General features: G+C 38.6%; 28 protein-coding genes. 12 read left to right on the top strand and 16 right to left on the bottom strand.

The features are described from left to right. Position 1: 1 nt before the first annotated feature. Genes CYP26_RS09095 through rpsJ form a run of 4 tightly spaced genes read right to left on the bottom strand, consistent with a single transcriptional unit; the run spans position 2 to position 1,803 of the window. On the bottom strand, positions 2–283 hold the full coding sequence (locus CYP26_RS09095) for a 50S ribosomal protein L23 (protein ID WP_002941535.1): 282 nt from the start codon (positions 281–283) through the stop codon (positions 2–4). Position 284: 1 nt separating this feature from the next. After that, positions 285–899, bottom strand: a complete 615-nt coding sequence (gene rplD / locus CYP26_RS09090) for a 50S ribosomal protein L4 (RefSeq protein WP_002941609.1) — start codon at positions 897–899, stop codon at positions 285–287. Continuing rightward, a complete protein-coding gene (gene rplC, locus CYP26_RS09085) occupies positions 896–1,474 on the bottom strand; it encodes a 50S ribosomal protein L3 (protein ID WP_002941563.1) in 579 nt (192 codons plus the stop codon). The genes rplD and rplC overlap by 4 nt, the downstream gene beginning before the upstream one ends. Positions 1,475–1,494: 20 nt before the next feature. After that, positions 1,495–1,803 (bottom strand): 30S ribosomal protein S10, encoded by a 309-nt coding sequence (gene rpsJ / locus CYP26_RS09080; RefSeq protein WP_009295257.1) that lies wholly within the window; start codon positions 1,801–1,803, stop codon positions 1,495–1,497. A gap of 363 nt (positions 1,804–2,166) precedes the next feature. Between rpsJ and CYP26_RS09075 the strand changes: the two genes are divergently transcribed. The 3 genes from CYP26_RS09075 (at position 2,167) to CYP26_RS09065 (ending at position 4,750) form a co-directional block, all read left to right on the top strand. Beyond that, positions 2,167–3,261: an ATP-binding protein gene (locus tag CYP26_RS09075; RefSeq protein WP_103631168.1), complete on the top strand. Its 1,095-nt coding sequence runs from the start codon at positions 2,167–2,169 to the stop codon at positions 3,259–3,261. Between the two features lie 80 nt (positions 3,262–3,341). Continuing rightward, positions 3,342–4,196, top strand: a complete 855-nt coding sequence (locus CYP26_RS09070; RefSeq protein WP_103631167.1) for an S-adenosylmethionine tRNA ribosyltransferase — start codon at positions 3,342–3,344, stop codon at positions 4,194–4,196. After that, positions 4,196–4,750 carry a ribonuclease HII gene (locus CYP26_RS09065; RefSeq protein WP_103631166.1) on the top strand — a complete coding sequence of 185 codons (555 nt, stop codon included), beginning with the start codon at positions 4,196–4,198 and terminating at the stop codon, positions 4,748–4,750. Before CYP26_RS09070 ends, CYP26_RS09065 begins: the two co-directional genes overlap by 1 nt. Here CYP26_RS09065 and CYP26_RS10555 read toward each other — a convergent pair. The 7 genes from CYP26_RS10555 to CYP26_RS09035 all read right to left on the bottom strand — a co-directional run bounded on the left by CYP26_RS10555 (position 4,742) and on the right by CYP26_RS09035 (position 9,386). Further along, positions 4,742–4,963: a hypothetical protein gene (locus tag CYP26_RS10555; protein WP_258031472.1), complete on the bottom strand. Its 222-nt coding sequence runs from the start codon at positions 4,961–4,963 to the stop codon at positions 4,742–4,744. The genes CYP26_RS09065 and CYP26_RS10555 overlap by 9 nt on opposite strands. A 15-nt stretch (positions 4,964–4,978) precedes the next feature. Then, a complete protein-coding gene (locus CYP26_RS09060; RefSeq protein WP_258031471.1) occupies positions 4,979–6,319 on the bottom strand; it encodes a DUF4153 domain-containing protein in 1,341 nt (446 codons plus the stop codon). Positions 6,320–6,410: 91 nt separating this feature from the next. Further along, positions 6,411–6,968: a ribosome recycling factor gene (gene frr / locus CYP26_RS09055; protein ID WP_103631165.1), complete on the bottom strand. Its 558-nt coding sequence runs from the start codon at positions 6,966–6,968 to the stop codon at positions 6,411–6,413. Continuing rightward, positions 6,958–7,917, bottom strand: a complete 960-nt coding sequence (locus CYP26_RS09050; RefSeq protein ID WP_103631164.1) for a polysaccharide deacetylase family protein — start codon at positions 7,915–7,917, stop codon at positions 6,958–6,960. Before CYP26_RS09050 ends, frr begins: the two co-directional genes overlap by 11 nt. A gap of 2 nt (positions 7,918–7,919) precedes the next feature. Beyond that, positions 7,920–8,249, bottom strand: coding sequence for a preprotein translocase subunit SecG (secG, locus tag CYP26_RS09045; RefSeq protein ID WP_002941549.1), 330 nt, complete (start codon positions 8,247–8,249; stop codon positions 7,920–7,922). 62 nt (positions 8,250–8,311) lie between these two features. Beyond that, the gene (locus CYP26_RS09040; protein WP_002941503.1) at positions 8,312–8,695 is read right to left on the bottom strand and encodes a hypothetical protein; all 384 of its coding nucleotides are present in this window, start codon (positions 8,693–8,695) and stop codon (positions 8,312–8,314) included. Continuing rightward, positions 8,688–9,386, bottom strand: coding sequence for a Bax inhibitor-1/YccA family protein (locus CYP26_RS09035; RefSeq protein ID WP_002941542.1), 699 nt, complete (start codon positions 9,384–9,386; stop codon positions 8,688–8,690). Before CYP26_RS09035 ends, CYP26_RS09040 begins: the two co-directional genes overlap by 8 nt. Positions 9,387–9,557: 171 nt before the next feature. On the opposite strand from CYP26_RS09035, the gene CYP26_RS09030 reads away from it, so the two are divergent. The 5 genes from CYP26_RS09030 (at position 9,558) to CYP26_RS09015 (ending at position 14,393) form a co-directional block, all read left to right on the top strand. Further along, positions 9,558–10,202 carry a carbonic anhydrase gene (locus CYP26_RS09030; RefSeq protein ID WP_021086289.1) on the top strand — a complete coding sequence of 215 codons (645 nt, stop codon included), beginning with the start codon at positions 9,558–9,560 and terminating at the stop codon, positions 10,200–10,202. After that, a complete protein-coding gene (locus tag CYP26_RS09025; RefSeq protein WP_103631163.1) occupies positions 10,195–12,039 on the top strand; it encodes a mechanosensitive ion channel domain-containing protein in 1,845 nt (614 codons plus the stop codon). The genes CYP26_RS09030 and CYP26_RS09025 overlap by 8 nt, the downstream gene beginning before the upstream one ends. Positions 12,040–12,049: 10 nt before the next feature. Then, the gene (locus CYP26_RS10315) at positions 12,050–12,208 is read left to right on the top strand and encodes a hypothetical protein (RefSeq protein ID WP_002941615.1); all 159 of its coding nucleotides are present in this window, start codon (positions 12,050–12,052) and stop codon (positions 12,206–12,208) included. A 45-nt stretch (positions 12,209–12,253) separates the two neighbouring features. Further along, positions 12,254–13,351, top strand: a complete 1,098-nt coding sequence (locus CYP26_RS09020; protein ID WP_103631162.1) for a GGDEF domain-containing protein — start codon at positions 12,254–12,256, stop codon at positions 13,349–13,351. Between the two features lie 103 nt (positions 13,352–13,454). Beyond that, positions 13,455–14,393, top strand: a complete 939-nt coding sequence (locus CYP26_RS09015; RefSeq protein ID WP_346311043.1) for a GGDEF domain-containing protein — start codon at positions 13,455–13,457, stop codon at positions 14,391–14,393. 25 nt (positions 14,394–14,418) lie between these two features. Here CYP26_RS09015 and CYP26_RS09010 read toward each other — a convergent pair whose 3' ends face one another. Genes CYP26_RS09010 through CYP26_RS09000 form a run of 3 tightly spaced genes read right to left on the bottom strand, consistent with a single transcriptional unit; the run spans position 14,419 to position 17,248 of the window. Next, positions 14,419–15,702, bottom strand: coding sequence for a TRAP transporter large permease (locus CYP26_RS09010; protein ID WP_103567066.1), 1,284 nt, complete (start codon positions 15,700–15,702; stop codon positions 14,419–14,421). 11 nt (positions 15,703–15,713) lie between these two features. Next, positions 15,714–16,256 carry a TRAP transporter small permease gene (locus CYP26_RS09005; RefSeq protein WP_021084026.1) on the bottom strand — a complete coding sequence of 181 codons (543 nt, stop codon included), beginning with the start codon at positions 16,254–16,256 and terminating at the stop codon, positions 15,714–15,716. Continuing rightward, on the bottom strand, positions 16,256–17,248 hold the full coding sequence (locus CYP26_RS09000) for a DctP family TRAP transporter solute-binding subunit (protein WP_103590286.1): 993 nt from the start codon (positions 17,246–17,248) through the stop codon (positions 16,256–16,258). Before CYP26_RS09000 ends, CYP26_RS09005 begins: the two co-directional genes overlap by 1 nt. Positions 17,249–17,716: 468 nt before the next feature. On the opposite strand from CYP26_RS09000, the gene sodB reads away from it, so the two are divergent. After that, positions 17,717–18,334, top strand: coding sequence for a superoxide dismutase [Fe] (gene sodB / locus CYP26_RS08995; protein ID WP_021087221.1), 618 nt, complete (start codon positions 17,717–17,719; stop codon positions 18,332–18,334). Between the two features lie 1,035 nt (positions 18,335–19,369). On the opposite strand, the gene CYP26_RS08990 is transcribed toward sodB, so the two are convergent. Continuing rightward, positions 19,370–20,536 (bottom strand): MalY/PatB family protein, encoded by a 1,167-nt coding sequence (locus CYP26_RS08990; RefSeq protein WP_103631161.1) that lies wholly within the window; start codon positions 20,534–20,536, stop codon positions 19,370–19,372. Between the two features lie 88 nt (positions 20,537–20,624). Here CYP26_RS08990 and CYP26_RS08985 point away from each other — a divergent pair, with 88 nt between their 5' ends. The 3 genes from CYP26_RS08985 to tpx all read left to right on the top strand — a co-directional run bounded on the left by CYP26_RS08985 (position 20,625) and on the right by tpx (position 22,981). After that, positions 20,625–21,080 carry a DIP1984 family protein gene (locus CYP26_RS08985; RefSeq protein WP_103631160.1) on the top strand — a complete coding sequence of 152 codons (456 nt, stop codon included), beginning with the start codon at positions 20,625–20,627 and terminating at the stop codon, positions 21,078–21,080. 218 nt (positions 21,081–21,298) lie between these two features. Next, the gene (locus CYP26_RS08980) at positions 21,299–22,441 is read left to right on the top strand and encodes a trans-sulfuration enzyme family protein (RefSeq protein WP_103631159.1); all 1,143 of its coding nucleotides are present in this window, start codon (positions 21,299–21,301) and stop codon (positions 22,439–22,441) included. Positions 22,442–22,450: 9 nt separating this feature from the next. Then, positions 22,451–22,981 carry a thiol peroxidase gene (tpx, locus tag CYP26_RS08975; RefSeq protein WP_103631158.1) on the top strand — a complete coding sequence of 177 codons (531 nt, stop codon included), beginning with the start codon at positions 22,451–22,453 and terminating at the stop codon, positions 22,979–22,981. 6 nt (positions 22,982–22,987) lie between these two features. On the opposite strand, the gene CYP26_RS08970 is transcribed toward tpx, so the two are convergent. Further along, positions 22,988–24,856, bottom strand: a complete 1,869-nt coding sequence (locus CYP26_RS08970; protein ID WP_103631157.1) for a nuclease-related domain-containing DEAD/DEAH box helicase — start codon at positions 24,854–24,856, stop codon at positions 22,988–22,990. Positions 24,857–25,281 lie beyond the last annotated feature (425 nt).

The following is a 25,281-nucleotide window of genomic DNA, read 5'->3' as shown; positions in this document are numbered from 1 at the left end:
CTTACGCCTCCGTATTTTCTAGGCTTACGCCTTCAGGTAACTTAACGTAGAATTTCTTTATCTCGTCACGTTGGCCTGCTCTTCCTCTAAAACGCTTAACCTTGCCGCTAATTCTAAGTGAATTTACGCGAACAGGTGTTACTCCAAAATACTCTTGCAAAACCGCTTTTAAGCTGTTTTTTGTAACTCTTGGTGAAGTTTGGATAACAACAACGCCTTGTTCTTGAAGGCCTAGAGTTTTTTCTGTATAAATAATTGTTTTGATATCAGTTATATCCGCCATTTTAGCCCTCTTTTGTTATAGTTTTTAGTGCAGCTTTTTCAATAATAACCGAACTAAATGTAGAGACAAGATAAGCATTTACCTCATTTGCATCTACTACATAGCAGTTTGCTAAATTTCTAAAAGCAAGTAGTGTTTTATCGTCTAGTAAATCTTTAACGATAAGCGCGTCTTTTACTTTTAAATTTTTGATGATATTAGCTGCATCTTTTGTCTTTCCAGACTCGATTGAGATGCTATCTACTGCGAAAATTTTACCATCTTGTGCTTTTGCTGCCAAAGCGTACTCAAGAGCTAGTCTTTTTTGTTTTTTATTGACTTTTTGAAAATAGTTTTTCTCGTTTGTTGGACCAAATGCAACTGCACCGCCTACCCAAACGTTAGTTCTAGTTGAACCTGCTCTTGCACCACCACGTCCTTTTTGTCTCCATGGTTTTTTACCACCACCGCTTACAAAAGCACGGCTTTTAGTATGAGCCGAATTTGCTCTTATACCAGCAAGGTAAGATTTTACATAAAGATATAGGTTGTGCGGATTTACTTCAGCGTAGCTTGCAGGAAGCTCTAACTCGCCTGAATTTTCAAATTTATCGTTTAATACGTGAATTTTACTCATTTTACAATCCTTATTTTACCCATTGCACCATTGTGACCAGGAACGCAACCTTTTACAACTACGATGCCATTTTGAGCGTCAAAGCTTATTAGCTCGTTTTTAACAGTAACTTTCTCATTGCCCATGTGTCCTGCCATTTTCATACCTGGTTGAACACGACCTGGCCATTCGCAGTTACCAATTGATCCGTGGCGTCTGTGGAAACGTGAGCCGTGGCTTTTTGGACCACCACCGAAACCATGTCTTTTTACCACACCTTGGTAGCCTCTACCTTTTGAGTTAAAGCTAACTTTTAAAATTTTAGCCTCATTTAATGGTGTAAAGTCTAGGTTTCCAACTTCGCTATTAGCTACTTCAAGCGTAGCAAATTTGTTAAATTCTGCAGTCAGATTGTATTTCTTTTGCTGACCAGCGATAGCTTTGTTGTTTGCTTTAGTGTGGGCATACGCTACGATAGCACGTTTGTTTTCGTCGATCTCACATACTTTAGCCTCAACTAGCTTAAGTAGTGTAACTGGCGTACTCTTCGTGGCAATCGTTCTACTCATGCCTATTTTTTCTACAATATATTCCATACTCTTATCCTTTTGTCCGCTTATTTCATCGCACGAACTTCGACATTAACTTCTGGAGCTAGGTCGAGTTTTGTTAGGCTATCTACAGTTTCTGGAGTAGCAGCTACGATGTCAAGCATACGAGCGTGTATTCTCATCTCAAACTGCTCACGTGAGTCTTTGTTGATGTGTGGAGATTTTAAGACTGTATAGCGTTTGATCTTTGTAGGCATTGGTACCGGGCCACGAACGTCGGCACCTGTTCGTTTGACAGCTTCTACGATTGCTGCAACAGTGCGGTCTAGAACTCTATGGTCGTAAGCTTTTAGCTTTAACCTGATTCTTTCCATGTGTTTTCCTTTAAAAAGAACTTGTCGCAAACTCGCGACCTCTTTACATCAAAATAACCCGCATAGGATCAAGCGATCATACGAGCAAGACATAGGTCTTTCGTAAAGAGACTGCGATTTTACAAAAAAGCTATTATAGTTGTCAAGAAAAACGCTATTTTTTGTTGAATTTTGATTAATTATTTCCTTTTGATAAGGAAAGTATCTTGCAAATGAAGAATTTATTTTTCAAAAATTTTATAAATTTCTAGTCTAAAATTTTATTTTTTATTTATAAATTTTGTTTATTTTTTAAAAATTAAAGCGATATTTTCCTTTTTAAAAGGAAGTGGTTATAATTTCAAAAAGTCAAAAAGGTCAAATTTGAAAAGTTTAGAAACGCTCTATCAAGCACCCATTAAAAATGCTAAATTTATCCCCAGAAAATATAAGATCATCTCGCCAAAGACGCTTATCATTGGCGCTATTTCAAGTGGCAAAACAGCCCTTGTTTATGAATTTTTGAGCCACTATAAAAGCGAAGAGAGGCTTTATATAAATTTAGACGATCTAAGGATAGATAGAGCCTCTCTTTTACTAAATTTAAAAGAGTTTTTAGAAAAAAATGCCCAGATAAAGGTGCTCGCAGTTGAAAATTTACAAGGCGCTGATCTTATAAATTTAGACTTTTTAAATGAGCTCACACTTGAAAACATCATCCTTACAAGCAAGGAATTTTCACTCTCGCTTGAGAGCTTTGCACGCATAAATTTAAACTATCTCGACTACGAGGAATTTATACTATTTTTTAAGAAAAATTTGGACCAAGACCTGCTTTTTAGCTACTTTTTGGCTCATGGCAACGAGATAGCAAGCGCCTTTTTGGACTCCAGCGAGGTCACGGCTCACTTGCAGCAGCTCTTAAGAGCAAATTTAAACGAGCAAAGCATCGCTATCCTAAAAGAGTGCGCGACAAAATGCCACGACACCATAAGCGCCTTCGCCATCTACAAAAATCTAAAAGAGCAGATAAAAATTTCAAAAGATAGCGTTTATAGCGCGATAAACTGGCTAAATGAGAGCGGATATGTTGAGTTTGTGTCAAATTTAGATGAGAGCAGCACTAGTAAGAAAATTTACTTTACAAATTTCGCCCTTCGCAATGCTTTGTGCCTAAAAAAGGACTTCCTCGCCGTCTTTGCAAATGTCGTTTTTTGCGAGCTGCTTAAATTTAAAGATGAAATTTACTATACAAAAGAGATCGATTTTTTCCTTACTAAAAGGAAGCTAGCGATCATCTGCGTGCCCTTTTCTGCGCCTGAGATCGTCTTTTTGAAATTTAAAAAACTCCACACAAGCCTAAAAGATCTGGGCGTTAGCAAACTTCAAATCATTAGCGTCGCAAACCAAGCCGAGCAAAGCATCGAGGGGATAAAGTGCGAGATCTTGCCATTTTCTAGGTGGAGCCTTGGTTTATAAATTTAAACTCTTTGTTTGTTTATCATTTTAAAAGCCTAGAGATAAAATAGTTATAATCAAAAAAACTATAAAGGACGGACATGAGAGCATTTTTTGGGATCTTATTCATCGCTGCAAGCCTTTTTGGCTACGAGATAAACCACGAAAACTGGGCCAAATTCTACAAATTTAGTGGCGATGCAAATGGTGTGAAATTTGAAGCTTATATGAACTATTTTAAAGATGAATTTGAAAATTTCAAACAAAGCAAGAGCTTTAAAGTCCCGCCTAAAATAAGCGGCCACATCTTTTTTGACGGCGCTAAATACGACTATGAAAAGGGCTCTTTTGAGCAAAATGGCAGTGAAATTTCGTCACTAAATGCTGTCTCAGACAAGATAAATTTAGACGTTAAAAACGAAAACGGCGAGCTAAAAGGCAAGATAATCGTCAAAAACAAAGCCTACAACGCCACTTTAAGGGTGGCAAACGAGTATGAGAGCCTAAATATCGGCATCCAAATGACCGAGGCAAACGGCACAAGATACGAAGCGATTACTAACGACATCTTCGCTAAAGACTCAGCCAAAAAATACAAAAACAAGCTTCTTGCAGAGTTTTACGACCTAAAAAGCGAGCGCAAAAAATGGCCAAACAACCAGTTTGAGAGCCTAAAAGAGATCTACTACATCAACGACAAGATCAAGAGCGTTTGCACCTATAAAAACGAAAAAACAAACTGCGAGGTGATCTCGCTTGCAACAAACAAAAAGCTAAAGCTAAAGCAAATTTTTAAAGATATAAACGACAGCCACCTAAAAGCGATCCTTGCAAACGCTGGCGTGAGCGACAACTTCGTGCTTTCGCCGCTTGGCCTTACATTTTTAAACGAGGAGCAAATCAGCGTCCCACTTGAGGAGCTAAGACCTTACTTTAGCGATGAAGTCGGGCTGTAATGGCTAAAATTTGCGGTATCGACGAGGCTGGACGTGGGGCGTTAGCTGGACCACTAAGCGTGGCTGCTTGCGTACTAAATAGTGAAATTCCTGGCCTAAACGACTCCAAAAAACTAACCGCAAAAAGGCGCGAGGAGCTATTTTGCAAGATCACAAAAAGCTCAAATTTTCTCATCGTCTACTTCTCAAACGCCCAGATAGACGAGCTTGGGCTAAGCGAGTGCCTAAGGCGAGCGCTCAAGCTTTTCAAGGCGCATTTTGAGGGCTTTGAGATCATTTACGATGGAAATTTAGACTACGGCGTTGGCATCACCACGATGATAAAGGCTGACGGCAAGGTAGCTGGGGTAAGTGCAGCTAGCATCCTAGCAAAAGTAAGCCGTGACCGCTTGATGAGTGGCTGGGATAAATTTTATCCCGCATACGGCTTTGCAGGGCACAAAGGGTATGGCACGAAGTCGCACCTAGATGCGATAGCTAAATTTGGCCACTCAGACTTTCATAGAAAAAGCTTTGTCATAAAGCCAAAACTCACGCAGGGTTCGCTATTTTAGCTGCGCATCCTCCATATAAAAAAGCACGCTTGCGTCGTAAAATTTATAAACTCCGTTTTCTTGCACGATTTCCATAGAGCGCAGAACAAAAACCCTTTTGCCTACTTCAAGGATCAAAAGCTGCTCTTTTAGCTGCTCAAATACCTCAGCGCCAAAGTCGCCGTCTGGCTTTAAATTTAAACTTGCAAGCGCCTTTTCTAGGTGCTTTTGCATATCTATACTAACTCTTTAATTATCTAGCTGTATAACAAGATCATCGCCATTTGTGCTGCTTGAGGCTACGCTTTTTATGGTCGCCTCTTTGACGTTTATGCCGATATTGCCTGAGTTAATGCTAAATATCTGCCACTTTTTCTCCGAGATACTCTCTAAATTTGATATAAATTTTTTATTTTCTAGTGCAAATTTATCGCCGTTTTCTACGAGATAGTCAAATTTATCTTGCAAAAAATAAAGCTTCTCTTCGCCGATCTTGCTCACATCACCACTTAGCGTGCCATCGCTACCAAGCAAATTTAGCGACCTTAGCCCTCTTAGCAAAAGCTCTTTTTGAGAATTTATGGTAAGCAGCTTCGTATCAAGGACAAAATGGGTGAAAAAAATGCCAAATACCATCAAAAATGCTAGAAATTTATAAGGGAAATCCCTAAAAAATATCATCACAAAATAGCTCAAATTTGCAAATATCACGCAGGCGATGAGATATATCCTAGGCTCGCTTAGGCCGTATTCACCGACCCTGTGCATGACGCCCCACCAAAGCAAAACGCTAGGCAAGATGACAAAAAGTGGCAAGAGCTTAAAAATTTGATCATAAATTTTGCTTTTGATGAGTAAATTTAGCCCTCTTAAAACAAAGCCAGCGATCAAGCAGGCAAGCACGATGTAGGCCACTCCACCGCGTGGTAGCTCAAGCAAAACAAGCCTATAAATGCAGTATAAATTTAGTAGCGCCACATAGATGAAGAGCAGTGGATTTAGTATGAAATTTATGGCGATCTTGATGAAATTTAAGAGCCTATACTCGCTAAATTTACTCTCAAAAAAGAGAAACAAACATGGCAGACCAAAAGAGGCCAGTGTCAAATAGAGCCTCTGCGTCCTGTGGCTGGTTAAAAGCTCCCAGTCAAAGAGGTAGTTAAGCCCTGCGAAAACAGCCACAATGCCAAGAAAAAATAGGTGAAAAAGGGCAAATGAGATGAGTAAATTTAATAGTCTTGCTAGGCTCTGGCTTATAAATTTCTCATTATCTTTGGCGAAATTTAAAGATAATAAAAGCACAAAAGCCATGAGATAAAGTGCGACAAGATCGCTGGTATGACCACTTAGCTTAATGCCAAAAAAGTAAAGTGTTGCGCCAAATATCAAAAAATATAAAGGGAGTAAAATTTGCCTTTTATTTAGGTAGATAGCGACCAAAAGCAGTGGCTCAAGCAGCCAAAAACCTCTATACTCATCCACTATCTGGCTGGGGCTAAGAAAAATGGTAGCTAGAGAAAAAGCCAAAATGGTAAGAAGCAAAATTTTTTTGTCAGCAAATGCGGCTTTTAGCTCGGTGATGATATGCAAGGTCGTCCTTTAAAGGATGAAATTTAGCCACATTGCGTGGCTAAAACGGGGGTTTAGAAATTTGCAAAGGGGGCAAATTTCTAAGTGAAATTTATACTTTTAAAAGCTCGGCTTCTTTCTCTTTTACGAGAGTGTCGATCTTTGTGGTGTAGGTGTCAGTTATCTTTTGAACCTCATCTTGTCCCTTTTTGCTCTCGTCTTCAGTTATAGCCTTGTCTTTTTCAAGCTTTTTGACCTCGTCGTTTGCGTCTTTTCTCACGTTTCTTATACTAACTTTTGCCTTTTCGCCCATAGCTTTTGCGTGTTTTGCATTTTCCTGGCGTTGCTCGACGGTCATCGGTGGGAAAAATAGCTTAACGCTCTCGCCGTCGCTGTTTGGATTGACGCCGATATTTGCAGCTTGGATAGCTGATGAGATCGCTTTTATCATGCTCTTTTCCCAAGGCGTGATAGCGATAGTCGAAGCGTCGCTTGTAAGCACGGTGGCTACTTGATTAAGCGGAGTTGGCGAGCCGTAATAATCAACCATAACGTTATCCACGATGCTGATATTTACCTTGCCGGTTCTAAGCGTCGTAAAATCGCGCTTTAATGAAGCGATCGCCTTTTCGCAGCCCTCTTTTTGTGTTTCGTAAATTTTATTTAGCATTGATGTCCTTTATTAGAAGTTTTGTGCTTCGTTGATGATCTACTTTTAGTGATATTAAAACCTTGCGTTTATCGAGTGGTGGGTTAAATTTACACTCAAAAACGCCATTTGTCATAGGTACTTTTCTAAAGCCGTCAAAGCCAGTCATGAAAAAACTGCCCTCACTTGCGTTAGTGTCGGTCTTGATGATGAGCTTGTCGATCGCATTGTTTTGCGGATAGCCCTCTGGAAATATCCACTGGGCATTTAAAAATTTGCTGTTAAAAGTTAGCGCTATCTTTGTGCCATTCATCACTGGCGTTCTGTAAAGATCATAAACGTCGCTTTTATCTGAAACTGCGCCTGAGTTTTGATTTAAAAGTGCCAAAAAGCCAAATTCTTTTGCCAAAGAGACGACCCTACTATCGATCTCACCATAAGGCACTGCGAAGTATTTAGGCTTATAACCCATGTGCTTTTCAAAGGTCTCAACGCCCTTTTGAAAGTCCTCTCTTAAGGCCTCATCGCTAAGTTTAGTCATCCTTGGATGAGCGTATGAGTGATAGCCGATCTCTCCGTAAGCTTCTAGCTCTTTGATCTGATCAAAGTCTAGATAATCACCATATTTGTTCGCGCTTGCCTCTACATAGACCATCAAAGCAAATGGGTAGTTATACTCTTTAAAAAGCTCAAGAGCGTTATTGTAAAAGCTTTTGTATCCATCATCAACGGTGATAACGATCCAGTTATCAGGGATCGGTTCGCCAGCATTTACCGCATCGACAAGCCTTGATAGCTTGACAACTTTGTAGCCATTATTTTTGAAGTATTCAAACTGAGCTCTTAAATTTTGAATAGAAATATCCGTGCTAGCGTGCCTTGGCTCATCAAAGCGGTGATAAACTAGAATGTGAGCGTCTGCCAAAGCAAACGTTAGCGTCAAAAGTGACGCTAAAAACGTTTTTATCATTGTTATTTTGCTGGATTTTGTGGTGCGCTAGGAGCTGCTGGCACGTCGTTTGATTTTGGTATGACTAGAGATTTGCTATCCACGCTATCAACGATAGAGCGTTTTAGATCTTTGTTGTAAAAATATCCAAGCGCAAGTGTGTTTAGGATAAACAAAACGCCTACCACAAAGGTAAATTTAGCTAAAAATCCAGCTGGTCCTTTTGCTCCAAAAAGGCTCTCGTTACTTCCACTGTATGCTCCAAGACCGATAGATGAGCTCTTTTGGAGTAAAACTGCGATCGTGATAACGACAGCTAGAACAAATTGTAAGATTAAAAATATTAAACTCACGAAATTTCCTTTAAATTTTTTAAATAGTTTGCGATTATACAAGAAAAGATTTAAATTTTTAGTTAAAGTTCTTTTTCAAGCTCATAAAGCTCGTATCTTATGCTTTTAAAAAGCTCGGCTCGCTCTAAATTTATAAGCTTAAAGCACTCTTCAAGCACGCGGGCACTCTCCTGAGCACGCTTGAAATTTGCAGTGATGATCTCATCTAAATTTGATCTTTCTTGCTCGCTTTTTGTGCTGGTTTTTAAAACGTCGTTTTGTGAATTTCTAAATTTTAAAAATTCTTTTTGTGGGATCTTTGCCTTGTGGCGGAGGGACTTTATCTTATAGGCGAGCTTAGCATCGTCAAAGACATATCTTTTTATATCTTCAACGACGCGAAGCCCTTCTTTTAGCCTATTTAGATTCGCATCTATCACTCGGTAGATGCGCTCGTCATTAGTCATTTCTATTAAAAATACCTAAAATTTGTAGTAATGATGTAAATAAATTTACAAAATCAAGATACAAAGCAACTGCACCTTCAACTGGTGTCTCGTAGTTGCCACGAATGATATTTTGTGTATCAAAAAGTATGTAAGCACTAAATAAGATCGATGAAATACTTGCGATTACAAGTTGAAACATCGTGCTTTTAACGAAAATGTTGATGATCGCTGCCACAACGATAACTATCAAAGTTATAAATAGCATCTTGCCCATCGTTGTAAAGTCGCGTTTTGTATTCATCGCAAAGACGCTTAATGCACCAAATGCAACTGTCGTCAAGCCAAACGCTTGAGCCACGATGCTAGCACCACTTGGCATAGCAAGGATCGCTGAAAGTAGCGGAGTTAGCGTAAGACCACTTACAAATGTAAATGCAAAAAGAAGTATTAAATTTAATCCCTCTTTACGTTTAGCCGCCATTAGACCAAAAAGCAATACAAACTCAAGTATCACAAGTCCCCAAAACAAAAATCTATTTGCCGCAAAAACGCCAGCGATACTAATGCCTACATAAGCGCCAGCAGTAGCTGAAAGTAGTGATGCTGCAAAAAGTTGATAAGTCTGTTTTATAAAAGTGCTTAGTGAGCTTTGAGAATACGCAAGCTCTTCTTGATTTTGCTTAGCGTAGTTTCTATCATACAAACTCATTTTTTCTCCTTATAAATTTTTGCGGTGAGTTTAGCCTAAAATAATTAAACAATATATAAAAAGAAGTTTAATAAAAAATATTAGTTTAAAGTTCGTTTTAGAGAGCATTTTTTTGATTAAATAAAAGTTGCTATAATCGCGATAAAAATATAAAAAATGGAGATAAATTTTATGGATGATTCAATACTTGAAGGTGCAGTAAAATTTATGGAAGATGGTTTTTTGGAGCATGAAGAGCTCTTTAAAAGTCTGCAACACAAGCAAGATCCGCACACGCTTTTCATATCATGCGTGGATTCAAGGGTCGTGCCAAATTTGATAACAAACTGCCTGCCAGGTGAGCTTTTTATGGTGCGAAATATCGCAAACATCGTGCCACCATATAGAGTGAGTGAAGAATTTTTGGCGACCACTTCGGCGATCGAGTATGCGCTTGAAGTTTTAAACATCAAAAACATCATCATTTGCGGACACTCTGACTGTGGTGGATGCGCGGCGCTTTATGTTGATGAAAAGAAGCTAAAAAATACTCCAAACGTTAGAAACTGGATCAGGCTAATAGAGCCTATCAAGCGAGAAGTGCTTAAATTTACAAGTGATGATCCAGCCAAAATGGCATGGCTAACCGAGAGGCTAAACGTGATAAATTCGATCGAAAACATAATGACATATCCAAATGTAAAAGAGGAGTATGAAAGTGGTAAGCTTCAAATTTATGGCTGGCACTACATCATAGAAACTGGCGAAATTTTTAGCTACGATTTAAAAGAGGGCACGTTTAAACTTCTAGCGGACAAAAGAGGCGAAAATGCGTAAATTTCTAACCATCATCCTGCTTTCTTTCATAACTCTTTTTGGCGCTGACAACAACGTAACGCAAGAAGACGATATCATCAGCATAACAAATCAAATTCAAACCCTAAACAGCCAGATAAACATCATAAAATCTCAGCAAAAAGACCTAAACGCTTCAAAGATCGATAACTCAAATTTGATCACTCTTCAAAATAAAAAGAACGCTCTTTTAGAGAAAATTCCGACCTATGTTATGCAGATCGAAGTTACACAAAGCGATATCAATAAATACAACCTGCAAAAAGAGGCACTAGAAAAAAAGGTCGCAAGACTTGAGAAGCAGTCAAACAAGGATGCCTACATCCAAAGTGCTATCGAGCTTGAGAAGATGAAGGTTGATTACGCTTACTACTCAGCGCTTATTAGCCTTGAAGAGATCTTTAAAAAGGGCGCTAAGGCAAATTCTATAAAAGAAGTGATAGATAATGGACTTTTAAATTTACAGACAAATTCTTATGTAAGTATAAAAGATCTAAAAGACTCACTAAATGACACTTCAGGCTCTTACGACAGCGCCTTTTTTGACCTTGAGCTGAAAAAAGAGAGTGAAGAAGAAATTTTAATCTATCTTAAAAATAACGCCGATCTTCTAAGCTCGAGCATGCTCTTGTCTGAGCTAAATTTAGTCGATGCAGTCGAGTATATAAACAAAACAACAGCCATAAATTCAAGCAAATTTAACATCGGCAAGATCGTTGTTATCGTTGCGATATTTTTATTTTTCGTCTCGCTAACTAGAATTTTAGCCAAGCTCACCTACTGGGTGATGTCACTCGTCGCTTCAGGCGAAGGGGTCAAAGAGGCTAAAAATCAGATCGTTGATATCATCAAAAAGCCGATCTCAGCACTTCTTATCATCTATGCGCTAAACATCTGTATCGGCATTGGATTTTATCCAGTGCCAGTGCCTCTAACGGTAGCAAATATCTTTTCTATCATATATATAGTCGCATTTTCATGGCTTGTCCTAACCATACTAAATGGCTACGGCATCGCTATACTCGACAAGATCGCGCAAAAAAGCAAGCGTAAAGAGGTGATAAACCTAGCACTAAAAGTGATCTACGTGATCGTGCTGATCATCACACTTTTACTGATCCTTCAAAAGCTTGGCTTTGATATCTCAGCACTCATCGCCTCACTTGGTATCGGTGGTCTTGCCGTTGCCTTCGCTGCTAAAGACATCATCGCAAACTTCTTTGCATCTGTTATGATGCTCTTTGACAACTCATTTTCACAAGGCGACTGGATAGTTTGTGGTGATATCGAGGGCACAGTCGTTGAGATAGGATTTAGAAAAACAACTGTTAGAAGCTTTGATAATGCCCTTATCTTCGTGCCAAACTCAAAGCTAGCGAGCGATCCTGTTAGAAACTGGAGCAGAAGAAAGGTCGGCAGACGCATAAGAATGGTTATTGGCATCGAGTATGGACCAACTACAGAAGAGATCAAAAAATGTGTAAATGACATCAAAAATATGCTGATAAATCACCCAGATATCGCTAAAAGCGAAGATATCGCGGCTAATAAAAGAGGACTAAAATATAGACAAAACATAGTCTCAGTTGATGACTACGCTGGATATAAGTCAAATTTATTTGTCGTGGTTGATGACTTTGCTGATAGCTCGATAAATATCCTAGTTTATTGCTTTGCAAAAACTATCGTTTGGGGCGATTTTTTAGACGTAAAACAAGATGTAATGCTAAAAATTATGGATATTTTAAAGCAAAATGGTCTAAATTTTGCATTCCCAAGCCAAAGCTTGTATATCGAAAATATCAAAGATAAAATTTAAGGAGAGAAAAATGAGTGATGATTTTGACTACGAAGAGGTAGAAGAAGACTACTCTGAATTTAACGATGAGGATGAGGATAGTAGCGATAGCTATGACTATAACTACGACGAAAACGACTACAACTATGAAGATAGCGATGAGGATGAGGATAGTTACGACTCGTATTAAAATGGTCTAATTAAATTTAACGGATGAAATTAACGGAGAGAATGCTTGGTACAGGAATTTATAGAGCAAGATAGCTATAAGGCTATCGATGACATTTACAAAACGATATTAAACGTAGCGATAGTAAGTAATTTAATTGCTATTTTAGTATTTGGTTTTTTTGGTGAAAGCCTATTAATTGTTTTGATCTGTCTCTTGTTTTTTTGCATAAATATACCACTAAGGCTAAAATTTGACGTAAAAAAGAGATATCTAATATCAGCTCTTTTTCATATAAATACAACTGCTGTTGTTATTGCTGGCGTTATTAATATAGGCTGGAACTGTAACATTTGGATAATACTAATTGGAGATATATTTATAAGCTACTTTTTAGCTTTTAATAAAAGGATAGTTACCTATTCAGTTAGCATCTTTGAAATTTTAGTGCTTTTATGGCTTTATTTTTCATATAAAGATTCTTTAGGAGTAGCTTCTGAACAAGTTCAACACTTTATCACTTGTTGCAGTATTGCATTTATTTTTTTTCTTGTTTTTAGGCTATCTGGTTTTGCTGATGCGATCACATCTAGTGGCTACAAACAGATCAGCGAAGAGAAAGAGGAGATAGAGAGGGTTGCCAAATATGACTTTTTAACTGGTCTTTTTAATAGACGCTCAATAGAAAATACACTAAAAAATAAGCTTATAGAGCTTCGAGAAAATAGTAGTGATACGAATTTAGTCGTTATGCTAGGAGATATAGATAACTTTAAAAAGATAAACGATACCTACGGACACGACTGGGGCGACAAGGTTTTAAAAGAGATAGCGCTGTCTTTAAAAGATACATTTAGAGAAAATGATGTCATTTGTAGGTGGGGTGGAGAAGAATTTCTAATTATCTTGCCTGATGTTAAAACTGAAGACGTAAAAAAAGTAGAAACCAGACTTGGCACAAGGATAGCGCAGGTAAAACTGCCTGACAAAAGTTCAGTAACCATGACCTTTGGTTTAGTTCTTTGCGCAAGTGGTATAAGTATAGATATGGATACGGTGATAAATATAGCCGATAAAAAGCTATATGAGGGTAAGAAAAATGGCAAAGACCGTATAGAATATGCCATATTAAAAAAAGGACATTTAGACTATGGCAATGCCTAAACTTTCGATTTATATATCACTAAAGATCATTATTTTTTCGGTTTTTTTAATACACCTTTTTTATATAATTGGATTTTGTATCATAGGTGAAGAAATTTTGGCTGTGGCAAACATCCTTTCTGTTAGCATATATCTTTTTGCACTAAAGATACTCTTTGATAGCGAAGAGAACAACAAGATCGTAATGCTCATCTTGCAAGTAGAAATTTTACTCCATGCCTCGCTTTGCGTCTTTATCCTTGGTCTAGGCTGGGGCTTTGAAATTTTATTTTTAACATCGACAATTAGCCTCTTTTTTTTATCAGTTAGCTTTAAAATGTTAAGCAGACTTATCTCTTTGCTAGATATCGCGGCATTTTTGCTTTTTTATCTAGTGATAGATCTACCAGTAAAAGATGATACCTTATATAAAGAGATATTTTTTGTATTTAACCTAACTGCATCTTGCGTGTTTGCCGTCCTAACATCATTTTTACTAGAGAGCTCAAATTTATTTATATTCTTAGGCATCTTAGAAGAGAAAGAGTCTGCTAAGGCTGTCTTTAACCACGACCCACTAACTGGGCTTTTAAACCGCGCTTCTATGCAACAAATTTTTAGACAGAAGAATTTATTTGACGGTAATGACTTTGCTATCGTGATGTGTGACATCGATAACTTTAAAAAGATAAACGACACCTACGGACACGGAGCAGGCGATGAAGTGCTAAAGAGTCTTTCTAAAATTTTCAAAAACGCTTTTAGAAATGAAGATAGGGTTGCAAGATTTGGCGGAGAGGAGTTTTTGGCTGTTATCTTTGATGTTAAAAAGGCAAAAGCAGTTAGCATCTTAGAGCGTATCAGGGAGACACTTAATCAAAATGTAGTTGAATTTGAAAACAATAGGATCATAGCGACGATGACATTTGGCGTCGTGGCACATAGTGGCAACACTGAGGTAAATATCGAGCGTATGATCAAGCAAGCTGACGAGCTACTTTACATTGGTAAGCGAAATGGTAAAAATATCGTTATGAGTGCGGATTACGATCCAAGAGGATAAATTTAGAGGCCTAGGCCTCTAAATTTTAATGTCCATACATTATGTTTGGTAGCCAAAGTGAAATTTGTGGTATATAAGTAACCAAGATAAGACCAAAGAACAAGGTTAGCGTCCATGGCAAGCACGCCATGATAACCTCTTTTAAGTTCATATTTGTAAGACCGCTTGCTACAAATAAATTTAGTCCAACAGGCGGAGTGACCATACCTATCTCCATATTTACAACCAAGATGATACCAAAGTGAATAGGATCAACACCAAGCTGCGTAGCTATCGGAAGCAAGAGCGGCACCATGATCATGATAACACTTGAAGGCTCCATAAACTGACCCATGATAAAGAGCAAGATATTTACAAATATCAAAAATCCTATCATGCCGATATTTGCGTCAAGTATCATCGAAGCGATCGCTTGAGGGATCTGCTCGCTAGTTAGCAAATAAGCAAAAACAACGGCGTTTGCGATGATGAAAAATATCATAGCTGTTGTAAGGGCTGAGTCTAGGCAAATATCCCAAAGATCTTTTATCTTTATATCTCTATAGATAAAAAGTGAGATAAATAGCGCATAGACCGCACTTGCTGCAGCAGCTTCAGTCGGAGTAAATATGCCTCCATAAATTCCGCCAATAACCACAACGACGATTAGAAGTGCCCAAAATGCTTTTGCAAATTTTTGCACTCTTACTTTAAGTGGCTCAGCCTTAGTCGCTTTAAATCCAAGCTTTTTTGCGCCAACGTAGGTTTGCACAAGCATCATACCACCTAGCATTAGACCTGGCACAACGCCTGCCATAAAGAGCTTGCCGATACTTACCTCTGCCGTTACGCCATAAACTATCATAACAACCGAGGGCGGGATCAAAATTCCAAGCGAGCCAGCCGTAGTTATGCCGCCCACTGCGTACTCTTTTGGATAGCCAGCCTCTTTTATCGCTGCAAACATAATTGAACCAATAGCCACAACCGTCGCAGGCGAGCTTCCAGAGACAGCCGCAAAGATGATGCAGGCAAATATCGCACTCATAGGAAGACCGCCTGGCAAGTGTCCGACCATAGACTTTGCAAAGTCGATGATACGTCTTGCTGAGCCGCCTTTACTTAGTAAATTTCCAGCCAAGATAAACATAGGGATCGCCATTAGCGAAAATTTATTGATACCATCAAAAATTAGCTGCGGGATCGTAGCGATGTCGATATCTGTAAAAAATATCATCGTTAAAACGGTGCTTGTGCCTAGTGAAACCGCGACTGGCACGCCTATTAGCATCAGTGCAAAAAGCAGGATAAATAAAAATGCTATTGTCATCTTTTTTCTCCTTAGTCTTTGACTACGCTACCATGAGCTAGCTCGTGCGCTTCGTTGCTTACGACCTTTGCTGCTGGAGTTAGAGCTACTTTGATAGCCTTTTCAGCCGAGCGGTAGCTAGCTGTGACGAAGGCTATTGGAAGCACTAGCATAGGGACCCATTGAGGTATGCCAAGGTCTATTATCATCTGCTCGATCTCGTGTAAAATTTTAAGATAATCAACCGAATAAACCGCGATAAATATCAAAAAGACAGTTGTTAAAATGTGCGAAAAGAGCAGGCACGCTTTCGCAAGCGCTGGTGGAAATTTCTCCACCAAGATAGTTACGCTCACGTGGATGCCCTTGTTAAAGCCGTATGCTGCTGCAAAAAACGCCGACCAAATGAATAGGTAGTTTGATAGCTCGCTCGCCCATGACCAGCTTTTGTCAAAAAAGTATCTAGCCACGACGTTGGCAAAGGCTAGTAGCGTTCCACTAGCTAGCCCTAAAACGGCGATAGTCTTATTGAGCGAGACTATCAATATATCAAGAGCGTTAATGAAATTTTTCATTATTTTGTCTCGATTGTTTTTTCTATAAGCTCTTTGCCGATGACATCGTAAAATTTAGGATAGATAGCCTGCATAGTCTTCTCCCACTCAGCTTTTTGTGCGTCATCTATCTTGAAAATTTCTAGCTTTTTAGTCTCTGCTATATATTTTTCAAGCTCGGCTATGACGTGAGCGTCCTCTTTAGCTGTCTCTTCTCTCTCGTAAGCTGTAGCCTCGCTTAGAGCTTGTTTTACATTTGCTTTTAGATCATCTGGTAGTTTGTTCCAAAATTTATCACTCATAACGACTAGATAGCCTAGATATCCGTGGTGTGAAAGCGTAAGTGAGCTTTGAACCTCGTGAAATTTAGAGTTATAGAAATTTGAAAGTGGGTTTTCAGTCGCATCAACTACGCCTTGTTGAAGCGCAGAATAAACCTCTGAAAATGGCAGAACTTGTGGGTTGCCACCGATCGCTTTGATCTGCTCTTCAAGCACTTTTGAGCTTTGGATTCTAAATTTTTGTCCTTTTGCATCTTCTGGCACAAGGATCGGTTTTTTGCTTGAGCTAAAGTGCTTAAATCCAGCATCCCAGTAATCAAGCGCCACAAAGCCTTTCTTAGTCACAAGACCTTTTAGCTCCTCGCCAACTGCGCCATCTTGAACCTTATGAAGGTGGTCTGCATCTTTAAAGATGAAAGGCAGGTCAAATAGCTGAAACTGCGGCACAATAGGTGTAAATTTAGAAAAGCTTGGAGCTGCCATTTGGACGTTACCAAGTTTTAACGCGCCAAAAACCCTATCATCATCAAGTAGCTGAGCTGATGGGAAGACTTGAACTTTTAGTTTGCCGCCACTTAGCTCCTCAGCACGCTTTGCAAAAAAGTCAGCTGCCTTGCCCTTTGGCGTAGAAGCTGCGACAACGTGAGCAAATTTGATCGTATAGACCTTATCCGCACCAAATGCTAAGCCACTGATGGCACATGTAAAAAGTAAAGCTTGTAAGAATTTCATCTTTCATCCTTTGTAATAGTTTTGATAGGTGCATTATAAATTTCAAAAATAAAAATTTAGAAATTTTGTTTCGTAAATTCACATATCTTTATTTTTATATGTGTATTTTTGTAACATTTTTGACCTAAAAAGGATAGTTTTTGCTTCGTAAATTTAACGTAAAAATTTATTTATCATTTTTATAGTCTATTTTTGTTACGTTTCTACACATATTTTTATATTATTTTTTACATTTAGAGAAATTTAAATTTACTTTTCTCTCTTTTGCAAAGCTAAATTTGCTCTTTTAGGATATAAATTTTCACTCTTTTAACCACAAATTTATAAAGAAAATTTGCTCATCTTTTATAAATAAAAAAATTAGCTTTTATAAAAGCCCTATTTTTGGGTTAAATTTTAAGAGATTTTGTTTGTTAATGTTTTGTGGCTATAATACGAGATAACAAATTTTATTATTAAGGAATTATTATGTTTGAACTAAGAAAACTTCCGTTTGACGCAAATGCCAATGCAGTAGTAAGTGCTAAGACCTGTGAATACCACTATGGCAAGCACCACGCGACCTATGTTGCAAATTTAAACAATCTCATAAAAGATACAAAATTTGCCGACGCATCATTTTACGAAATCCTAAAAAATAGCGAAGGCGGCCTATATAACAACGTCGCTCAAGTTTATAACCACGACTTTTACTGGGACTGCATCGCTAAAAAAAGCGAGATGTCAAGCGAGCTAAAAGCTGCTATCGAGGCAAATTTCGCAAACTTTAAAGAGGAGTTTTTAAAAGCAGCTACAACGCTTTTTGGCTCAGGCTGGGCGTGGCTTGTATTTGATCCAAGCAGCAAAAAGCTAGAGATCGTGCAAACTAGCAACGCAAAAACTCCAGTGAGCGATGGCAAAGTGCCGCTTTTAGTCGTTGATGTTTGGGAGCACGCTTACTACATCGACAACTTCAACGCACGCCCAAAATACCTAGAGACTTTTTATGAGAACATAAACTGGGAATTCGTAAGCCAAGCTTACGAGTGGGCGCTAAAAGAGGGTCTTGGCTCAGTTGAGTTTTACACAAAAGAACTACATAAATAATATCTGGCGGGACTTTCCCGCCTTTAAATTTCTACTTTTATTCGAATTTAACTATCAAATTTATCATTTTAAACGAGAGTGTAAATTCCCACTTTAGCAAATGGCCTTTTTATAAATTTACAACCAGCATAAGCTAGCTTATCTTTAAATTTCTGTTTTTATATAAACTTTAAAATCATCAAATTTATTAGCAAAATCACTTTTTGAAAGATAATACGATTTTAAACGGCTCAAATTATCGTTTTGACAAAATGGCTTCTTTTAAATTTAACACTAGTGCGAGATATCTCGCTTTCAAGTTGATAAATTTAGCAGCAACGGGCGCGATATTTACTATTTCAAAAGGGGCAAAATGTTTCTTATGGCGGTCTGTTCTCTTTTGATAAGCGACTTTTTCTAAGTTTAAAAGTCAGCGCAACTATCTCACCTTTAAATTTATGTTTTTCCAAATTTAAACTACTAAATTTATAAGAAAAACTGCATTACGCACGTGTGGCGAACACAAATTTGTTGAATAAAGGCAGCATAAAATAGTATTTTGGCGACCGCTCTATTTTTGGCTGATAGCTTTTCTAAATTTAAAATAGAAGATAAAAGTCAGCGGTGGCTTTAAATTTTTTGCTTTGAAATCAACCATGACTATTCGCATTCAAAGGCTTTTTTGCTTAAATTTAATGCATCTCAAAACCAGCGCGACTTCTCGCTCTTAAATTTCTCTCTTTCAAATTTAAACTACTAAATTTATGATCCAAAGCTACTTAAAGCTTCAAACAGCCCAAACGCGTCAAGACACTCTTTATAACGCGCTAGCGCATACTGGAGAGATATCAAAAATAGCAAAAACTGGCTTTACTACCTGCCCTATTACGACCAAATAACTCCACACTTAAATTAAACAAGCATAGGCTATCACGCCTTTAAATTTATCAGAAAACTTACTTTGATCTTTAAGAAATAAGGGAGGTCAAAAATGCCCTAGGTAGTTTTTTGTATCAAGCAAGGGCAGCTTAAATTCCAAAGCCACCCAGCCAAAATTTATCTTTTTGAAATGTATAAATTTATACCATTTTGCAAGCGTTTTAGCCCTTCAAGCACCCTCTCACGCTGCGTTGCGATATTCATACGAAGGAAAAATCTATCTCCTCTGTAAGCGTTGCCGTCATTTAGCCAAAGTCCAGCTTTATCACGCAAGAAATTCATAAACTCACTCGAATCCTCGCAAAACGCACTGCAGTCAAGCCACAAAAGGTAGGTCGCACTTGATGGCAAAAGCTTCACTGGTAAGCCTTGTTCTTTTATGAAGTTTGCAACGACCTTTTTGTTTTCAAAAAGATACTCTCTAAGCTCATCAAGCCACGTCTCGCCCTCGTTAAATGCAGCGATTGCAGCGATGATAGCAAAGGCATTTGCCTCGCCAACCTCATCGTAGTTGATAGCAGCATTTAGTCTTGATCTGATCTTTTCATTTGGCGTGACGACTGCCGAGCTTTGAAGGCCAGCTATGTTAAAGGCCTTTGTAGGCGAGATGCACGTGATGGAGTTGTTTTTGCACTCCTCGCTCACACTGATAAATGGCACGTAGCTTAGCCCTGGATCAGTTATATCGCAGTGAATTTCATCGCTGATAACTAAAACATCGTGCTTGTAGCAAAGCTCGCCTATCTTTTTAAGCGTCTCTTTGTCCCAAATTTTGCCTATTGGATTGTGAGGGTTGCAAAGAAGCATCATAGTAGTTAGTGGCTGAGCTAGTTTTGCCTCGAGGTCGTCAAAGTCTATCTCATAAGAGCCATTTTTATAGACAAGGTCGTTTGATAAAATTTCACGTCCGTTGTTTTTGATGCAGTTAAAAAAGACGTGATAGACAGGCGCTTGCACTAAAATTTGATCTCCTGGACTGCTAAATCTCCTAATAGCAGTCGAGATGGCCGGTATGACACCAGTGCAAAAGCACATCCATTCGTTCTCTAAGCTCACATTGTGACGTCTTTGCCACCAGCTCTTTATCGCCTCGTTCCACTCTTTTGGGATGAATGAGTAGCCAAAGACACCGTTATCAAGGCGCTTTTGCAAGACGCTTAAGATCTCAGGTGCAGCCTTAAAGTCCATATCTGCAACCCACATCGGCAAAACGTCATTTTTCATACGCCATTTTGATGAGTTTGTGCCTTCTCTGCTTACTAATGTGTCAAAATCGTACTTCATAGCTTTTCCTTAAATAAAATTTTAAATCAATTATAACCCAAAAGATACTAAGATGATTTAAAAATTTAATACCCAAAAAGGAAAAATGATGAAACTAGCTCAGGCTCTCATCCTAAGATCTGACACGCAAAAGCGCATCGAACAGCTAAAAGTTAGGCTACTTAGCAATGCAAAAACGCAGGAAAATGAAAGTCCAAGCGAGGATCCAAAGCTTCTTTTAAAAGAGCTTGACAAGCTAACAAGCGAACTTTTTAGGCTCATTTGCTCTATAAATTTAACAAACTCGAGCGCTAAATTTGATGGCATTAGCCTAACTGAGATGATCGCCAAAAAGGACGCTTTGACGCTAAAAGCAAACGTGCTTAGGGAGTTTGCAACAAGTGCTAGTCAAAAGGTCGATCTTTACTCAAACAGCGAGATCAAAATTTTAAGCACAGTCGATGTGGCCGCGCTTCAAAAGCAAGTAGATGCGCTTTCAAAAGAGATCAGAGAGCTCGAGATGAAGCTTCAGGAGGCAAACTGGTCGGTTGATCTAGTAGAGTAAAATTTATGGTAAAAATTTAGCCAAAAGCGAGTAAAAAACCATACATTGGCGGCTTGCGAAGACCAAGCAAAAGCTTAAATTTAGTCTTAGCAATCTTACAAATGCAAATTTAAAAAGCACTTTTACTACCACTTACTGGTTTGGCTATATTTTGGGTGGGTTTGGGGAAAATTAATCTTTATCATGTAAAATTTCGTAAATTTTTAAAAAGGAAATTTATGAAACTAGACACTCTCGTCGTAAAAGGCATCGAAGCCAAAAACAACCCAAACAAAGCGGTCGTTCCGCCAGTATTTTTAGCTAGCACCTTCGTGCAATATGACCTTGAAAATTTTCAAGAATTTGCCTACTCACGTGGCAACAACCCTACAAAAAAAGCCTTTGATGATATCTTTGCTAAAGTTGAAGGTAGCAAATACGCATTTAGCTTTGGCTCAGGCATGGCAGCAACAGCAGCCGCACTTAGCCTTATAAAAACGGGGCAAAAAGTCCTGCTAAATAGCAACGTCTATGGTGGCACATATAGGTATGTCACGAGCGTTTTTGAAAGTCACGGCATAAAGAGCGAATTTATAGATGATCTAAATTTTTTAAGCGAAGATGACATAAGCGACGACGTGGCAGCTATATTCATCGAAACTCCCTCAAATCCTCTCTTAAGAGTGACTGATATCGCTAGAATTTCAAAGATCGCTCACAAAAAGGGCGCTCTAGTCATCGTGGATAATACATTTTTGACGCCTTACTATCAAAAAGTGCTTGAGCACGGAGCTGACATCGTGGTATATAGCGCCACAAAATATATCGGCGGACATGCTGACGTGATCGCTGGTATCGTCACGCTAAACGATGATGCTTTGGCCGAAAAGATAAAATTTGCTAAAAATACGCTTGGTGGCATCATCAGTCCGATGGACGCATACTACCTAATACGTGGGCTTAAAACTCTTAGTGTTAGGTTTGACAGACAAACGCAAAATACCCATAAAATCATCAAATTTTTAGAGGATAGTGACGCCGTTAGCGTGGTGCATTTCCCTGGCTCATACAGCGAGCAAGAGGCAAAGATGCAAGCAGCTCAAGCAAGCGATATCGGCGCTCTTATCTCATTTGAGCTTGATGAAAAATATGATGTAAATAAATTTGTAAAAGCGCTAGAAATTTTTGATCTAGCAGTGAGCCTTGGCGGCGTAGAGAGCCTTATCTGCAGGCCTGCAACGATGACGCACGAGGCATATCCAAAAGAGGTGCTAGATAAGATCGGCATAAAGCAAAATTTGCTTCGTTTAGCCATCGGCATCGAAAATGTCGATGATCTAATAGCCGACCTTGATCAAGCGTTTAAAAAAGCTAAAAGATAAGGAGAAATCATGGCAACTACAAAATTTAAAGGCAGTGATGTAAATTTAAGCGGAAACGAGCTATTTGTCGGCTCTTATGCGCCTGAGGCAAGAGTCGTAGCGCAAGATCTTAGCGAATTTAGCGTGGGCGGAAATAACGGCATCGAGGTGCTTGTCTGCTTGCCATCACTAGATACTGGCGTTTGCGCGGCAGAAGCACGTAAATTTAACGAAAAAGTAGCTGGAAAACACGGCGTAAAACTTAGCATCATATCAAACGACCTGCCATTTGCGATGGGGAGATTTTGCACGACTGAGGGCATAGAAAATTTACGCGTGGGAAGCGATTTTAGATACGGCGAATTTGCCCAAAACTACGGCATGCTGATGAGTGACGGGGCGCTAAAAGGCTTGCTTGCAAGAGCGGTCTTTGTCATCAAAGATGGCGTCATCATCCACAAGCAAATCGTTCCTGAAGTGACCCAGGAGCCAAACTACGACGCAGTTTTTGACGCGATAAAACAAAGCGGCGGATGTGGTTGCGGCTGCGGCTGCCATTAAAATTTACTATGCAAATAGCCCAGCTATGATGGCAAAGAGCTGACTGCCTGCCACCACTAGCTCGGCGCCATCTTTTACGTCCCTTAAAACTGGCTTTATAGAGGCTAGTTTTAGGCTTGATTTTTCTTTTATTTGTTCGTTTTTCGGCGGCAAGTATTGCGTGATGCTTGCATATTTTTTGATGATCTCTACCACCTTTTTTATCTCATCTGGCAAATTTTCATCCAAATTTTTAGGTAGCGAGATATATAAATTTTCGCGACTTCTAGTTAGCAAGACGTAAATTTTTCTATAAAAAAGCGTCCTTTCATTTTTATATATGGTCTGCAAAAACGGCAAAAAGTTGTGGATGATGACATTTTGCGCCTCAAGGCCTTTAATGGACTGTATCGTCAAAACTTCTACGTTTTTACCCTCTGGCAAGACGCTCTCTTTTATGGCACTTACAGCAACCTTGCTATTACTTAAAACGACACTTGTTTCGCCATTTGGCAAGGAATTTAGGCACTTTTTAAGCTCACTAAATTCATCAAGCTCGACCACTTTTATGCTACCATCTTGCAAGATACACTGGATGTCTGAGATGAAGTCATGACTGAGATAAAAGCTCTTTTTGTAGTAGTCATTTATCGCAGAGTCCTTTTGCAAGATCTCAAATGCGCATCTAGCGATGTTTGAAGGTGTTCGGTAGACGTTTTTTAGATTTTTCACGCGCCCTCTCATATCGATCTTTTCAAATTTATGATGGTGAAAGATATTGGCGATGTTGTTCATCGTGTATGGGTAAAATTTCTGCGCCTCGTCGATGAAAAATATGCAGTCCTTTATCTCCTCGTAGATGACGCGCATAAAGCCAGCTGGCATATCCTGAGTCTCGTCACAAAGGACGTAGTCGATCGGGTGCTTTGCAAGATGGGCCTTAAATTTCACTCTAAACTCAGCAATCGCTTCGTCGGTTTCGTAAATTTGATACTTTTGGCTGATATTTGTATTTTCATCCATACCAAGCTTTGTCTCGTCAAATTCTATGCGTTTTAGTAGCGACATTATCGGATAAACGGCGATATTTTTGTTTATAAATTTATCTCCAAAGCTTGATTTGATATTTTGGGCCAAATTTTTATTAAAACAAAGCACGAGAAATTTCTCATTTTCGTCACGCTCAAGCCTGTTTGCAACAAAATTTGCAAGTATCATCGTCTTACCAGTGCCGGCCACGCCTCTGATCACGCGAAAGCCACCAGTGTAGCCGTTCATGATACTAAGCTGCTTGTGGTCAAAAAACATAACCTCATCTTTCGTGATTATCGGGATTATCTTTTGTTTTAGCCTGCTTTGATTAACAAGCATTTCTGAAATTTTAAGAAACTCTTTTTTGTTTGGCAGCGTGCTTATAGAGGAGTTGAAAAATTTAGCAAAGATGTTCTCGTCTGTTAGATCGTCTTTAAAAAAGGTGTGATTTTTTAAATTTAGATAGCTTGGATTTTTCGCATAAAATTTACTAGCCTCGGCTTTGCTGATGGAGGGGAAAATGACCCTGTATTCGACATTTATAGGCACTTTTTTAAGCACTGACTCTATCTTTGCAAGAAGCATTCTTTGATAGATTTTTACCTGTTCGTAGGGGTTATTTTCGTCTAGTTGCTCAAGATCATCCCAGTTTTTCACCTCGATGACGTAAATTCCAAGTGCTGGATGGAGCAAAAGCAGGTCGATCTCTCTAGATGAGCCAGCAGGATCGTCGATGCTCGCCTTTGGGATGAGATAGTAGTTTTCATCGCCTTTTTGGTTTAAAATTTTACCGATAGCCTCAAGCACATCGGCCTCCCCCTGCTCACCTTTAAATATCTTACTAAAAATGCTTTTTATGTTCATAAATCACTCCTTTAAATTTTTAACAACTTTGCTATTTTATAAATTTTAATCTTAGAGTTTGAAGCGGTTGAGCTATCAAGCTAGTTCTTTTTTGATGATATGGGCTCCAGCTAACCAGCAGAGTGGTTTTAATCATTTAAATATAAGCCATATCCTGCTTTAAATATCCAAATATCAAGGTTTTACTACACACTACGACACCTTATCTTAGCTTTTTAGCCCCGAAATAACCTTCGTATTTTATCTCGCATAAAATTTTTTACTATTAAGATACGCAAATTTTAGTTTTTAATTATTTATTGATTATTTTTTCTAAGAATTTAGCAAATTTTACTATTTTAGAGTTTTTATGTTAGATAAAAAACTGCAAATTTCTCTAAAATTTTAGAGACAGGATATATTATTTTAATTTCACTACGTTTATT

The organism is Campylobacter concisus (assembly GCF_002913225.1).
Lineage (GTDB): Bacteria > Campylobacterota > Campylobacteria > Campylobacterales > Campylobacteraceae > Campylobacter_A > Campylobacter_A concisus_J.
This window is presented reverse-complemented; position numbering and strand designations above follow the sequence as displayed.